The organism is Peribacillus sp. NPDC101480 (assembly GCF_050277335.1).
In the GTDB taxonomy this organism is placed as follows: domain Bacteria; phylum Bacillota; class Bacilli; order Bacillales; family DSM-1321; genus Peribacillus.
Genome location: NZ_JBNNSB010000001.1, coordinates 1,431,890 through 1,446,272, shown reverse-complemented (window position 1 = coordinate 1,446,272; position 14,383 = coordinate 1,431,890). Strand labels below are relative to the sequence as shown.

The window sequence follows — 14,383 nt, the reverse complement described above, 5'->3', positions numbered from 1 at the left end:
CCCCTATTCCTGATCTCCTAATAAGAGCCCTTCTTCTATTTGGACGTACTGTTCCCAAGCTTGATCGAATAGTGACATACTATCGAGATAGTCTGCATTCAATTCTAAATAACTGCTCAGTTCATTATAATCAGTCGATTGTTTTGGGAAGCCATGATCCTCATAGGCATGATTGGCAAATTTAGTGATTGCATCAATTTCCTTTGGTTGTCGAAATTTCATTAAATATAAATAAAATGGTCTCATGATGTTGAGCCCCCCTAAAATAACTATGATTTCTGCTTTAATATATCGGAAACTTCCGTTTCCGTCCACTTTTTTAAATAGAATTTGGTCTATTCTTCCCCACTTTATAGAAATCCACGATTTTTCAACAAAAAATGCATTCATTTTCTTACGGAATTACACTTATATATCGCACTCCCTTCCATATTAATCCCCATCCTTTAAAGATGGAAAATCTTTTTTTATACTTTTTTCATGAAGAAAGGAACGAAGTGCTTAATTCTTGCTTAACCCAATCTTTCAATCAAATGCACTTCAAAAACCTTATTATTTTCATTATCTGAAAAGGAAAATCCCCTTCATCTAAGATGGAAATAGTGGTTTGCACTAATTCTGTCCAAATGAGGGGATTTATACATTCAAATATGGAAACGTACATGCATCCAGCCGCTAAAAGTCAAAGTAATTACGTTTCAATAGCCTCTTCATGTTCATTAGCTCACTGTACGTCGTTTGTTTTTCAAGCTGTTTAGTATCAATTAAAAATAGTTGATTTTCAATTTCCTTCACTATTTCATCACTTTGAAAAAATGCATCGCAACTCTCACAATGAGATGAAGGGGTCTCCGTAATCTCAACTGCCCTCGTACCATCCGGCAGTTCCCAATACACAGTTCCATTCACTGATGCAAGCTTCCCTTTCTCACACCATGGACACGTCTCCATGCTATTCATCTCCCTTAGGCGTGCTCTTTTTTTGCTGTGCCTGGAATTTCTTTTCTTTTAACAAATCCCGCTTTTCACGCTGGTTTTTCAATGAAGCATGCTCTGGGTTGGTCACGTAATTTTCCCGTCGATTCATTCGCTTCAGTCCCTCAGGCACTAAATTGAATTGCTTGTCGGTCATTAAACCAGATACACCTATATCTGATTGTTTTTCTTCCATATCAGGATATACCCCTTTGAAGTACTCATCTGCAAGTCCTGGTGTATATTGCTCAGGTTCTGGATAAGTGGTTATCACACCTTCAAAATTGCGCAGCACCGTTTTGGTTGGAGATTGTGAAAGGATATAATTCGGCTGAAGCGTGATTTTCCCTCCCCCTCCAGGAGCATCGACGACGAAGGTAGGAACAGCATACCCGGATGTATGGCCTCGGAGCCCCTCGATGATTTCAATGCCTTTTGAAATGGGAGCCCTGAAGTGACCGATGCCTTCCGACAGATCGCACTGATAAATATAGTAAGGGCGGACACGAATCTTAACAAGGTCATGCATCAGCTTTTTCATGATTGCGACACTGTCATTGATCCCCGCTAAAATAACTGCCTGGTTGCCCACAGGTACACCTGCATCGGCAAGCATCTCACATGCCTTCTTTGACTCCTCGGTAATTTCTATCGAGGTATTGAAATGAGTATTCAGCCAAACCGGATGATATTTTTTTAAAATGGCACATAAATTTTCAGTGATTCTTTGAGGAAAAACAACAGGAGCGCGCGTACCTATCCTGATTATCTCAACATGAGGAATTTCCCTTAAGTTTTTGAGGATATATTCAAGGATCGTATCATTGATCAATAATCCGTCCCCGCCTGAAATAAGGACATCCCGAACTGCCGGTGTGTCACGTATATAACCGATTGCAGCGTCCAATTGTTTTTTGGGCACGCCCATGCCAATTTGTCCTGAAAAGCGTCTCCTCGTACAATAACGGCAGTACATGGAGCATTGATTCGTCACCAAAAAAAGAACGCGGTCCGGATATCTATGGGTCAGTCCCGGCACTGGGGAGTCCTCATCCTCATGAAGGGGGTCTTCCATGTCATATTTGGTTTTATGCATTTCTTCCGAGATTGGGACCGATTGCATTCTGATTGGACACCTTGGGTCATCTTTATTCATTAACGAAGCATAGTATGGGGTGATATTCAATGGAATGGTTTTTGTGGAAATCCTCACACCTTCCTCTTCATCCGGAGTCAGGTTTATCACTTTCTTCAAATCATCAACAGTCCGGATCGTATTCGTAAGCTGCCACAGCCAGTTGTTCCATTGTTCTTCGGTTACATCTTTCCATAGCTCTATATCTTTCCAATTGCGATCTGGCTTATATAAGTCAAATAACATGGTTATACCTCCTGAGTTATGATAGTAGTATTAAATGCAAGAAGGGTGCCAAAATGACCCAATAATTCGCAGGCCCATAAAAAAAACCGGATTGCAGGCATCCGGATTTTTTCCATTCAAATATGCTTTTTAATTTTATATTGCAAGGTCTGCCTTGGAATTTGCAATAGCTTCGATGCCTGAAAAACGTTACCGTTCGTTTGAAGAAGGGCCTCGGTAATCAACTTTGTTTCCATTTCAAGCATGGCCTCACGAAGCGGAAGTATTTTTTCAGAGGGGGTGCGCTTTTTTAAAGACTGGGGCAAATCTGCAAGGTTCAAAACATCATTCTCCGTATGGTTCATCATGAATTCTACGGTATGTTTAAGCTCCCTTACATTTCCAGGCCAATGATATTCCCGAAAAAAAACCTTTGTCTGCTCATCCATGCCTTTTATGGTTAATTCTAATTTACTGTTAAATATTGTTATGAAATGTTCAGTAAGAAGCTCTATATCATCAATCCGCTCCCTTAGCGGAGGCAGCTCGTAGCTCAATACGTTCAATCGGTAAAATAAATCGGGCCTTAACCTGTTATCCGATACCGCCTTTTTCGGATCTATATTCATCGCTGCCATGATCCTCACATCCACCTGTACACTCTTTGTACCTCCTATCCTTCTTATGAACCCATCTTCGAGCACACGCAGAAGCTTTGCCTGCAAGTCAATCGGCATCGATTGCAATTCATCCAAAAACAAGGTTCCGCCATTAGCCAATTCAAACAGTCCCTGGCGTTCCACAGCACCAGTGTAGCTTCCTTTAGCCGTACCGAATAGAAGCGATTCCAATAAATTTTCTGGTAAGGCCGCACAATTTTGCGCGATGAATGGTTCTTTACTGCGGCTCGAACCCTGGTGTATGCTTTGAACAAAAAGCTCTTTTCCTACACCGCTTTCCCCATAAACCAACACCGATGAGGAGGAGCGGGCAGCCTTTTTCCCTTGTGAGATCAGACCTTTAAATCCAGCATCAATAGTCAGGATTTCAGTGAAAGAATATAATCCATCGGTTCCGGTCGTTTTCCTTTCAGGACTTTTGATCGTCTTGAGCGAGCTTTCCAGGTCTGCTAGCCTTTCAGATAATTGCTTCAAGCTTGAATAATCCTTGGCAATCTCGATAGCACCTATCATAAACCCTTCTACATATATGGGGAGCGTCGTGTTTAACGTCTCAATGATTCGCCCATGTGCATTTACATACGATTGGCTATAGTTGTAGATTGGTTTTTCAGATTTAATGACTCTCAGCAATGTCGATGATTTGTGATTCAAAGAAGGGAAGGCTTCAAGCAAAGGTTTCCCAAGCACCTCACTTCTTTTCATCCCATCATGATTGGCCGCCACTTCGTTATAAAAGATGGTCTGTCCTTTTGGATCTATCACATGAATGCCTTCATCAATGGTTTCTAATATTGCTTCCAATACTTCACTTGTATTAAAAAATTCACTTGGCAAGATATCCCTCCTCAAGACCTTCTTGCTAGATGTATATGAGGAAATGCCAAAAACTTGTCATGTACCGCCTAAAATTGAGCATTCAAGTGAAATTTTTCACCCAAAGGTTCATGTCTTCCAGTTTATCGAAGATGTAACAGTTATTGGCCAAACGTCCGCGGTACGAGTATCCATGCTGATGCAATGCAGCATTCATGCCGAATGAGAGCGACCTGGCAATCGAATAAATACAATAAATTTCATGAGAGATAAGATATTCTTCAAGCGCGGAAATCAAGTGTTTCATCAAGCCGTACTGCCGGTGTTCCGGCAATGTCGCACAATCGGTGATTTCTGCGTTATGGTAAAAGGAATCAATTTCTGCTGAAGCAGCACTGACAATCCTGTCTTCATGGACATAAATATAAAAAACCGTTCCCCTTTCCATGCACTTTTTCACATATACCGGATCATTCATCGGTGTGGGATACACTTCAAAAACCTCCCCATACAATTGGGCCAGCTGAGGTGCATCGGTAACTTCCGCTTTACGGCGTTGATAGGCTGATGGCGGATTATCTAAACCGGATTTTATCGGCAGCCTCTGAACATCGGTAAGGATTTGATCTTCCTTTTCCCATTCTGCACTGTTGCGCCTTGCATTCCGGTTATATTTAACAAGGAAGAAACAATCGCTTCCCAAAAAGAATTTGTCGATGCTTCCTTCATATAGGAAGCCCTGAGCAAGCAATGCCAAAACGTTTTCCTTGCGTGACTTGAAGATGATTTTTTCTGCTGAAATGTCTTTAGCCACCCTTAAAGATTCCTCCACGCATTCTTGAAAATGACCTAAATAATCATCAATCCTGATTCGCTTATTAAAATGGTCAATCGTAATATGTATGGTGCACCTTGGCTTTTGAATCCTTTTTTCAGTGATTCCAGCCTCCATTTGTCCCGCTCCCTTCAAAACTTCGAAATTGTTGCGAAAGGCCTGACCCTTCCTGGAATCAGACCTCCAGAAAAATGATTATTCCTGGTCCACCCCACACCATTCAATCATGGTCAATGCAATGATTTCCGCAACCTCCATCATTTTATCCACCACTATATATTCATTCGAATCATGGGCCATCTTCGTTTCCCCTGGTCCAAACACAACTACGGGGGTAGAGCCAACCGATGAAAGATACCCTCCGTCCGTCGCCCAAGGGGACGCTTCGACAAGCGGTTCCTCCCCTACCACTTTTTCATAATAAGTGCCAATTGTCTTCATGAGCGGATGTTCTATTTCGAGATTGCCAGGCAGCCATCTGGCCCCAAACCATTCTAATTCAATCGGTTTTTCTTTAAACCATGCATCACTCTCATTTAAAGCATCTATTCGCTCCATCAGCGATTTTTGTGCTTCTTCCATGGTTTCTGTCGGGGCGATGCCGAATCTACCTTCCAGAACGGCTGTATCCGGCACGGAGGAAGGCCAATTCCCGCTTTGAATGCTACCTATGTTGATTGGAATGGGGATAGGGACATTTTTATAGAGTGAATGACAAAGTGACTCATTCCGTTCTTTTTCGAGCATCTTGATTTCTTTCATTACACTAACCGCTTTATCTATTGCACTGACTCCTTCATACCTAGTGCCCCCATGTGCAGACTTGCCTTTTATTTTCAGTCGAAACCACATCGAACCTTGCTGTAATGGGAATAGCTTCATATTTGTAGGCTCCGGAATGATTGCACCATCAGCTTTATACCCGCGTAAGACTGCCGCAAGTGTGCCGGCACCACCGCTTTCCTCTTCAATCACACTCTGAAATATTAAATCTCCCTTCAATTGGATTCCAGATTCGACGATCGCTTCAATGGCCAGCAATAAAGATACATTTCCGCCTTTCATATCCGTCGTTCCCCGCCCGAAGACTTTCCCGTCCATTAACTTGCCGCTATAGGGTTCATCGTGCCATGCTGCAAGATCTCCTTCAGGAACTACATCAATATGTCCGTTTAAAATAAGGGATTTCCCCTGGCCCGTTCCTCTTTTAATAGCCACAAGATTCGGATTTCCTTTAAAGTCCCGGCGGTCGCAATAAAAATGGGGATGTTTTCTTAATTGTTCATCCCCGATTTCCCAAAGATCTATTTCTAGACCAAGTTGTCTGCACTTCTCGACCACTATGGCTTGTGCACTTCCTTCTTGCCCCCTTTTGCTCGGTTCCTGAACCAGTTTTTGCAAAAGCTGAACTCCATTCATCCGATGTTCATTCAGCCATGTTTTTATTTTTTCCTCATACATATCCATTCTCCTCTCTCATTCTTTTAAAATATGGATGTTTTCAGAGACGGTAAACGAGGCTTCGGTCCGATTCCTGATTTCCTGAATGCTGGACGTATCAAATACATCAGTTAAAAGGAGGCCCCCCGAAGTTATGGAAAACACGCCTAATTCGGTGATGATCATATGTACGCATTTCTTGGCAGTTAACGGTAACGTACATTTTTTGACTAATTTAGACATGCCCGCTTTATCGTTATGTTCCATCAAGACAATGACCTTTTTGGCCTTTGCCGCCAGCTCCATGGCACCGCCCATGCCTGGCACCCGCTTTCCCGGGACAATCCAATTAGCGAGATCCCCCGCTTGACTTACTTGAAGGGCTCCTAGAATCGTGATATCCACCCTGCCACGCCGTATCATCCCAAATGCAACAGTACTGTCGCAGTAGGAAGCCCCGTCTCTAATGGTAATCGGCAGTCCGCCTGCATTGCAAAGATGCGCATCTTCCTTCCCCGTTTCAGGAGTACTGCCAATTCCCACAAGGCCATTTTCCGCATGAAACATAACTTTATGGTTATTCAAAAGATGATTCGGTACAAGTGATGGAATGCCAATTCCCAAATTGACCAGCATCCCATCGCTTATTTCTGCTGCTGCCCGTTTCGCTATTCTATTTCTATCTTCTGTTCCCAAACCCATTTCCAATCGACTCCTTTTGATGGAATGATATAATCCACAAAGGCACCCGGAACAATGATGTCCTCTGGATCCAAAGAGCCAAGCGGAACGATTTGCATGGCTTCGACTATAGTGATTTGTCCAGCTGCAGCAACGAGTGGATTCGTGTTCCGGGCGCTTTTATCAAATATAAGATTTCCATAAGGATCTGCCATTTCTGCGTAAACAATGGCGATATCTGCAGTTAATGCCGGTTCCACCAGATAATTTTTCTTACCTAGCTTTACGGTTTGCTTGCCGTCCCGGACGATATCGGCCTCAATTCCAATATCGGTCAATATACCGCCTAGCCCCATACCTCCGGCCCGTATACGTTCGACAAGTGTCCCTTGCGGAGAGAACTCCACTTCGAGTTCTCCATTGTTCATTAATAGTCCTGCATTAGGATTGGAACCGATATGGGAAACGATGATCTTTTTCGCTCGGCGTTGCGTGACCAGTTTTCCGATTCCGATATCGGGGAAACCTGTATCGTTACCAATCAAGGTTAAATCCTTAATGCCTGATTCCAAAATCAGATTGATCAATCCAGGAGGCGTCCCTATGCCACCGAATCCCCCATACATGATGGACTGATTATCTTTAAAGTGATGGCGCACATCCTCCAAACTACAAATCTTCCTGAATGTATTTTCCACCACTATGACTCACTTCCTTGTTGTGATGAACGTTTACCTATCGATTCATTGAATTGTCTAAAAGTTATATCGACCCTCATTAACAATTCAGCACACTCCTCTTCCGATATCGTTAACGGAGGGGAGATGATGATGGCTGCCCCGGTTACACCATCAAGACCTGCTGCGGCGGGATAAAGAAGTATTCCATTTCTCATCCCCAATTCAATGATTTCATTTGTCACGTCTGCCTCCTTCGGAAATGGGGCCGATGTTGCTTTATCCTGTACAAATTCGATGCCAATCAATAAACCTTTCCCGCGTATATCACCGATAAAGGAATACTTCCCTGCCAAATTTTTTAGGCCCCTAATCAGGTAATTCCCTCTGTCGGCCGATTTTTCGACAAGATCATTCCTTTCGACATATTCCAAAACGGCCAAAGATACCGCACACGATAATGGATTAGCACTAAGCGTATGGCCTCCTATAATTGATTTCGAGCCTTTCATTATGGGCTCCATCACGTTTTTGGTCATTACTGCGGCTGCTATCGGGGTATACCCTCCACTCATACCTTTACCAAATGTTACGATATCAGGTTCCACATCCCAATATTCGGAAGCAAGCATCTTACCGGTACGTCCAAAGCCGGTCATTACTTCATCCGCAATGAATAAAATATCATTCTCTTCGCATATTTTCTTGAGTTTTCGATAATAACCATCAGGAGGAACGATGGCCCCTCCTGCAGCGCCGATAACAGGTTCAGCAATGAATGCAGCTATATTTTCACTGCCAATACGCCGGATTGATGCTTCCAATTCCGAAGCACAGGCCATTCCGCACGAATGCGAATCAAGTTGAAGTGGACATCGGTAACAATATGGAGGAGATACAGAAGGATATGATTCAAGCAAAGGAGTAAATCGTTCCCGGCGAATCGGATGTCCGGACATTGAAAGAGCCCCCATCGTGATGCCATGGTAGCTCATCCATCTCGATATGATTTTTTGTTTCTTAGGCTTCCCTTTTTCCTGCCAATGCTGAATGGCAATTTTCAATGCCGTTTCAGTCGCTTCGGAGCCGCTGTTTACAAAAAAGCTGTATGTCAGTTCCCCTTTGGTCAATTCTGCAATTTTTCCGGCAAGTTTCTCTGCAGCATCGCTGGTGAATTGGGAACGATACACGAATGAAACCTGCTTAGCCTGTTTGACCATCGCCTCAATGACTTCCTGGACTCCATGGCCAATATTGGCTGTAACAGCACCGGAAGAAGCATCTAGGTAATCCTTTCCATCTTTATCGTACAAAAAAACTCCCTGACCATGACTGATAGTCGGGTAGGCTCCTCCCAGGACCGGTTTTATCAATGAAGACTGCTCCATAAGCCTGCACACTCCTTCTCTTTAAAAACAAATGCAATATAATAAAGTGTATGTCCAGGTGAAGGCAATCTTGCTAAAGAAATTGCCCTAGGCATGTAATCGGATAAGTTTCTTGGTTTCATGGGAGATCGTAAAAAAAGGCGACAAAAAAAGTGTATCCGCAAAAGATACACTTTTTTCTTACAATACGCTATTTAGTTTTTCTTCACGAATTGACTCCAAAAAGCTTTCATCCTTTAAAACAGCCAGCACATTTTTATAAAAAGCAGCTTTATCGATAACTGAAGTATGTACATATTCATACTCTTTTAAAGACGGATGACGCAAAACATTTTTCATGCAGGAATGACAAACTTTTTTAGTTCCTAACTTATAGTAGTTTAAGTTACTTGCATCCCCATTAGAAGTGTCTTCGTTACATACGAAACATGTATGGCTCACACGGCCTTTTTTATTATACTCGGCCAAAGCCCCTTCTAAACGAATGGATGCTGGAATTGTTAATAACACATAATCACCTTTTCTATTTTAAATCTCTTAGTATTATATCAGAAAAATAAAGAATTTGAACTATTAGACTCATATTCCCTAATAATGCTTGTAAAATAGGACAATTTCCAGGGCTTACAAGAGGAAAGACTCCTAAAATACACCAGAATGCAAAATATATTCATACATATCCCGAACAGATTAAGACACCGTCCACTTTTTGAACGGCGTCTACATAATGTGTCAGGAAAGGATCTGGATCGTCGCTTTTCCATTCTTCACCTTCATTACAGCTTTTGAACCAACCGGCACCGTTACAAATGGATGGACATGACCGAAGTTGGCATTTGCGATCACAGGTATGCCATTTATCTCCTTTTTGGAAGTGATGATTTCCTGCAAGGCATATTCAGTCATTCCGGAATCCTTTTGGAAACGGCCGATGACGATTCCTTTAATCCCACTTGCACCCGGCTGATGGAGCAAGGATTGTAAATCCCGGTCAAAACTGAATGGATGGCTTTCTTCGTCATCTTCTATGAAAAGGATGCTGTCCTTTAAAGATGGCATGAACTCTGTCCCTTGCAATAGATTGAGTGTACAAAGATTACCTCCAATGATTGTTCCAGCCGCTTCACCCTCCTGAATGACCATATATCCACCATTCGGGTGGAAAGTTCGGTCATCCTGTTCTAAATGCCAGGAATCATCACTCCACGTTTCACTTGGCTCAAGATAAAAGCCTTCACTTTCAATTACAGCCTTTTTAAAATATTCCATCGTATATTCCAGACCAGCCTTCATCCCGAACGTCGAGAAATGAGGACCTGAATATGTAGTTAAACCTGTTTTATTATAAATGGCCAATAAAATTGCGGTTATATCACTATAACCCATCAACACTTTTGGATTTTCCTTTATCAAATCATAGTCGATATATCGTAACAATTGGTTAGCGTTATACCCCCCGATGCTTGTAAAAATCCCCTTCACATTTGGATCCCTGAACGCCTCATGCAAATCCTCAATCCGGTCTTCGATCGAATTCGAGAAAAAGTCATCATGGAACAAAGCCGTTTCACCATATGTCACTTTAAAACCAAGTTCAGTTAACCTATCTTCTGCCAATCTGCGTTGTTCCCCTTTGACAATCGCCAAACTTCTTGAAGGAGCAATTACGCGAATTTCATCCCCTGCTTGTAAACGGGAAGGTTTCATATCTTTATCCCCCTAAATTAATTACATTCTGTCGTTATTTTAGCAGAAATGGTGAACAAAGAAAAACCCAGAACCTTCATGGTATTCTTTCACACAAGCTATTTTGATGCAGATTGGCCATGCCGTATCTGGAATGGAAATAGGATTGGTTATGTATCGCCTGTCCACCTTGGATTTAACCTGCCTTTTCAGTCAACAACCATGGAACCTAAAAAGGTCCACCCACATTCCTAACATAAAGAAAAAACCAGCTTTATCAGCTGGTCTTTAGGTTATCGTATTAGCAGCAGAATGAAGCGCCGATGATAATCAATAGAATGAACAAGACAACGATTAATGCGAAGCCTGATCCAAATCCGCAGCAACCGCCGCCGCCGCCGTATCCACCGCCACCATAACCAAATCCTGGTCCTGCAACATTTCCACCATATCCGTACATTAAGTTTCACTCCTTTTAGAATTCTTATTTCTCTTTACACCTTACCATATGTCAATACGCCCGCCTTGGTCTGTGCATTTGCCTATTTTTCTGGATTTAAGAAAAAACTTCAAGCAACACCATCTTCACCTGTAATCATTCAATGGCTGAATTACCGCGACTAACCATGAAAAATGTCAAAAAAACGTTTCATACTTATTGTGTTACGTTAAAATTGGGATATAATAAGGAAAAAAGAATTCTTAGCCTCTTTAAGCTATCTCATTCCTACATGGATACATAAAAGGCAATACGGGGGAACATAATTGAAAACGAACGCAAAATCCTTCATCCCTTTCGCTGCAATCGCCACGATCCTTCTAATCAGCTATATCCTTCAAAAAGTCCCTAAAACATATGGATCAGATGATTCGATAAATGTTTATCAAAAATTCCAATCAGGCCAGCCCATTCAATATCTCGTCATTGGTGACAGTATCGGAAGAGGGTCGGGAGCTGAAAAGCCTAATCTAACATGGTTCAAACAGTTAGAAAATAAGATGAATGAAACCAATGATATTTCTTTACACGGTGACTACGTGGTCCAAAGCGGAGCCACAGCTTTTGAAGGCCTATTCAAACTTTCCCAAAAAAGGGAGCATGATCACAAAGATCTGATTTTCTTCGTTTTTGGTGAGAATGATCGCAAATATATGAACGTCGATGATTTTACCATGACATATGAAGCGTTAATGAGAAAGGCGAAACGTCTCCACCCTAATGCTGAATTATTCACAATAACAGAGAGTTCCTTGAAATATGAGGAATTTGCGTCAGCCATCGGACTTTTATCCAAACATTACGGTGCAACCAATGTGGATATGCGACCCATATTCAAAGATTCAGGATATACGGAAAAACAGCTGACAAGAGATTTGATTCATCCAAATGGGCTGGGTTATAAATTATATGCTGATGCAATTTATGAACGGTTCCTGGATAACTTCAAACGGGAAAAGGCTGTAGCAGGCCTTCCAGCTAAGCTGCATGCCCGTTCTGAATTTGAATTATCGGAAATTGACCACTATGGAAAAATGAGCGGTTTCCGTCCAAGGGGTGGCTATTACACTAGCAGTGAAAAGGGCAGTGTGATTGAATATACCTTCAATGGAAGTATGCTTGGTGTTAAACTGCTTAGAAGTCCTGATGGCGGGGAAGTGAATGTATGGATCGACGGAAATGAAATCACGACTTTGAATACGTGGTGGCCATTTGCCCGTGAAAGATATTTATTTATCACAAATGGGCTCCGTCCCGGTTCACATACTGTCCGTTTTGAGGTGACTGGCAGGACTAAAGCAATGGAACTTACCACCATTCCATATGTCCGGATCGCATCAATCATCACAGATTGAATATTACCCAATAAATACCCCCCTATCATTAGCTGATAGGGGGTTTTGCATTCAATCAAACAGCTTTTTGTATTCTCCGTATCCTTCTTTTTCAAGATCTTGGAGCGGGATGAACCTTAATGATGCAGAATTGATGCAATAGCGTAATCCCGACGGTCCCGGCCCATCATTGAAAACATGACCAAGATGAGAATCGGCAGTTTTTGAGCGGACTTCTATCCTTCTCATACCATAACTCGTATCGAGGTTTTCCACTACTTCCTCTTCTTTAAGCGGTTTAGTGAAGCTTGGCCAACCACAGCCTGAATCGAACTTTTCCTTTGAAGTGAAAAGAGGATTTCCTGAAACGATATCCACATATAATCCTTCCTCCTTCAAGTTCCAATATTCATTGTTAAAGGCTGGTTCCGTTCCATTATTTTGTGTGACTTCATATTGAATCGGAGTGAGTTTCTGTTTTAATTCTTCTTTACTTTTCATTTTTTTCCCCCCAGTGATGTTGTATAAATGCTTTCCGTCCTGAACCAATCGAATATCTTTCATAATGCTCAGGTTGCTTTTTATAATAATGCTGATGGTAAGTCTCGGCTGGATAAAACGTTTTGGCTGGTATAATCGGCGTTACGATCGGTCCTGAAAATTTCCCGCTTGCCTGCAGCTTAGCCTTGGATGCTTCTGCTATTGCACGTTGGTTTTCGTCATGATAAAAAATGGCAGTTTGATAAGAACTTCCCCGGTCATAAAATTGCCCTCCAGCATCTGTCGGATCAATTTGCTGCCAGAATAACTCGATTATCTCCTCATATGGATATACGCTTGGATCAAAGGTGATTTGAACTGCTTCATAATGGCCCGTCGTTTCGGAGCAAACTTCTTTGTACGTAGGGTTTTCCGTAGTCCCGCCCGTATAGCCAGAGATAACGGATTCGATGCCAGGCTGTTCATCGAATGGTTTCACCATGCACCAGAAACATCCGCCTGCGAATGTTGCCTTCTCTAATTGCTTTGTCAAATGAAAATCCTCCTTTTTTACAAACAATCCATTGAATGAATTTTAACGCTTTTATATGACCCTGTAAACTAATATGCCGATCGACCTTTTCACGAAAAATCGTCCCTACTCTTTTTAAACGGGAGACACACGCCCAAGCATGACAACATATGATATGAACATACTGGAAAAATGAGAGGTGTTGGAAATGAGCGATAAACAATCATATTCACAAAAATCGGTAACATATGATTTACTATCGTCTTATTACAAAAACAGCGATCCGCAATTACATGATTATTATTTCCATAAGCATTTGAAAAGTCTCGAAAAATCAACACAACAATTGAGATATGAACAAATGAGTATACTACCGCCTGCACAAGTACGCTTTTTACATGCTGCCCCAACAGCTCCCTCATTTGATGTTTATGTAAATGAAATGCCTATCCTTAAAAATTTCTCATATAAAGAGAACAATGGTTATTTACCACTCCCCGCTGGCAAGTACCCATTGGAAATATACCGCAGGGGACAAAGCGCCTTACCTCTTTTAAGCTGTAAAGTGACACTTGAAAGCGGGATTTTCTATACCATTGCTGTTGCATCTGCCCTGGCTAATGAATCATTGAACATGTTAACTTTCGAAGATAATCCATTTGTTCCTCCAAATGAAGCAAAGGTACGATTCATCCACCTTTCACATGATTTACTCTCGGTGGATATTGCCGTCAAAGATGGAGATGTCGTTTTTGATCAACTTCATTTCAGGAAAGCAAGCGAATATCTTAATATACATCCCATGATAGTAGACTTCGAAGTGAGGATAGCTGGGACAAAAGAGATCGCACTCCCTTTGCCAAACAAAGCCTTCCAAGTCAATACTCCTACAACCATTTATTTAATTGGTTCGAATCGGCAGACATCCTCACTAGAAACCTTAACACTATCTCCATAAATGGATAAAAAACCAGGATGCATCGATCCTGGTTTTTTATCC

At 41.9% G+C, this 14,383-nt stretch carries 16 protein-coding genes; 2 read left to right on the top strand and 14 right to left on the bottom strand.

Going from position 1 to position 14,383, the window contains the following annotated elements:
• Positions 1–3: 3 nt before the first annotated feature.
• From ACQKMF_RS07210 to ACQKMF_RS07155, 12 genes are all read right to left on the bottom strand, one after another.
• The gene (locus ACQKMF_RS07210) at positions 4–246 is read right to left on the bottom strand and encodes a YozE family protein (RefSeq protein WP_101225334.1); all 243 of its coding nucleotides are present in this window, start codon (positions 244–246) and stop codon (positions 4–6) included.
• Positions 247–675: 429 nt separating this feature from the next.
• On the bottom strand, positions 676–951 hold the full coding sequence (locus tag ACQKMF_RS07205) for a YokU family protein (protein WP_101225268.1): 276 nt from the start codon (positions 949–951) through the stop codon (positions 676–678).
• A gap of 1 nt (position 952) precedes the next feature.
• Positions 953–2,356 carry a lysine 2,3-aminomutase gene (gene ablA, locus ACQKMF_RS07200; protein WP_101225269.1) on the bottom strand — a complete coding sequence of 468 codons (1,404 nt, stop codon included), beginning with the start codon at positions 2,354–2,356 and terminating at the stop codon, positions 953–955.
• Positions 2,357–2,472: 116 nt separating this feature from the next.
• The gene (locus ACQKMF_RS07195) at positions 2,473–3,852 is read right to left on the bottom strand and encodes a sigma-54 interaction domain-containing protein (protein ID WP_427572312.1); all 1,380 of its coding nucleotides are present in this window, start codon (positions 3,850–3,852) and stop codon (positions 2,473–2,475) included.
• Between the two features lie 82 nt (positions 3,853–3,934).
• A complete protein-coding gene (ablB, locus tag ACQKMF_RS07190; protein WP_427572311.1) occupies positions 3,935–4,783 on the bottom strand; it encodes a putative beta-lysine N-acetyltransferase in 849 nt (282 codons plus the stop codon).
• A gap of 78 nt (positions 4,784–4,861) precedes the next feature.
• Complete coding sequence (locus ACQKMF_RS07185) at positions 4,862–6,133, bottom strand: peptidase (protein ID WP_427572309.1); 1,272 nt, start codon at positions 6,131–6,133, stop codon at positions 4,862–4,864.
• Positions 6,134–6,142: 9 nt separating this feature from the next.
• The gene (locus ACQKMF_RS07180; protein WP_427572307.1) at positions 6,143–6,808 is read right to left on the bottom strand and encodes a 3-oxoacid CoA-transferase subunit B; all 666 of its coding nucleotides are present in this window, start codon (positions 6,806–6,808) and stop codon (positions 6,143–6,145) included.
• The gene (locus ACQKMF_RS07175; protein ID WP_232783021.1) at positions 6,775–7,413 is read right to left on the bottom strand and encodes a CoA transferase subunit A; all 639 of its coding nucleotides are present in this window, start codon (positions 7,411–7,413) and stop codon (positions 6,775–6,777) included. The genes ACQKMF_RS07180 and ACQKMF_RS07175 overlap by 34 nt, the downstream gene beginning before the upstream one ends.
• Before the next feature lie 74 nt (positions 7,414–7,487).
• Complete coding sequence (locus ACQKMF_RS07170) at positions 7,488–8,852, bottom strand: aspartate aminotransferase family protein (protein ID WP_101225274.1); 1,365 nt, start codon at positions 8,850–8,852, stop codon at positions 7,488–7,490.
• Between the two features lie 180 nt (positions 8,853–9,032).
• A complete protein-coding gene (locus tag ACQKMF_RS07165) occupies positions 9,033–9,362 on the bottom strand; it encodes a hypothetical protein (protein ID WP_101225275.1) in 330 nt (109 codons plus the stop codon).
• A 222-nt stretch (positions 9,363–9,584) separates the two neighbouring features.
• Positions 9,585–10,559: a S66 peptidase family protein gene (locus tag ACQKMF_RS07160; RefSeq protein ID WP_427572304.1), complete on the bottom strand. Its 975-nt coding sequence runs from the start codon at positions 10,557–10,559 to the stop codon at positions 9,585–9,587.
• A gap of 280 nt (positions 10,560–10,839) precedes the next feature.
• Positions 10,840–10,998 carry a YjcZ family sporulation protein gene (locus ACQKMF_RS07155; protein ID WP_101225277.1) on the bottom strand — a complete coding sequence of 53 codons (159 nt, stop codon included), beginning with the start codon at positions 10,996–10,998 and terminating at the stop codon, positions 10,840–10,842.
• 305 nt (positions 10,999–11,303) lie between these two features.
• Here ACQKMF_RS07155 and ACQKMF_RS07150 point away from each other — a divergent pair, with 305 nt between their 5' ends.
• On the top strand, positions 11,304–12,392 hold the full coding sequence (locus ACQKMF_RS07150; RefSeq protein WP_427572303.1) for a GDSL-type esterase/lipase family protein: 1,089 nt from the start codon (positions 11,304–11,306) through the stop codon (positions 12,390–12,392).
• 51 nt (positions 12,393–12,443) lie between these two features.
• Here ACQKMF_RS07150 and msrB read toward each other — a convergent pair whose 3' ends face one another.
• A complete protein-coding gene (gene msrB / locus ACQKMF_RS07145) occupies positions 12,444–12,872 on the bottom strand; it encodes a peptide-methionine (R)-S-oxide reductase MsrB (protein WP_101225279.1) in 429 nt (142 codons plus the stop codon).
• Complete coding sequence (gene msrA / locus ACQKMF_RS07140; protein WP_101225280.1) at positions 12,862–13,404, bottom strand: peptide-methionine (S)-S-oxide reductase MsrA; 543 nt, start codon at positions 13,402–13,404, stop codon at positions 12,862–12,864. Before msrA ends, msrB begins: the two co-directional genes overlap by 11 nt.
• A gap of 187 nt (positions 13,405–13,591) precedes the next feature.
• Between msrA and ACQKMF_RS07135 the strand changes: the two genes are divergently transcribed.
• Positions 13,592–14,341: a DUF4397 domain-containing protein gene (locus ACQKMF_RS07135; protein ID WP_427572300.1), complete on the top strand. Its 750-nt coding sequence runs from the start codon at positions 13,592–13,594 to the stop codon at positions 14,339–14,341.
• The last annotated feature ends 42 nt before the right edge of the window (positions 14,342–14,383 follow it).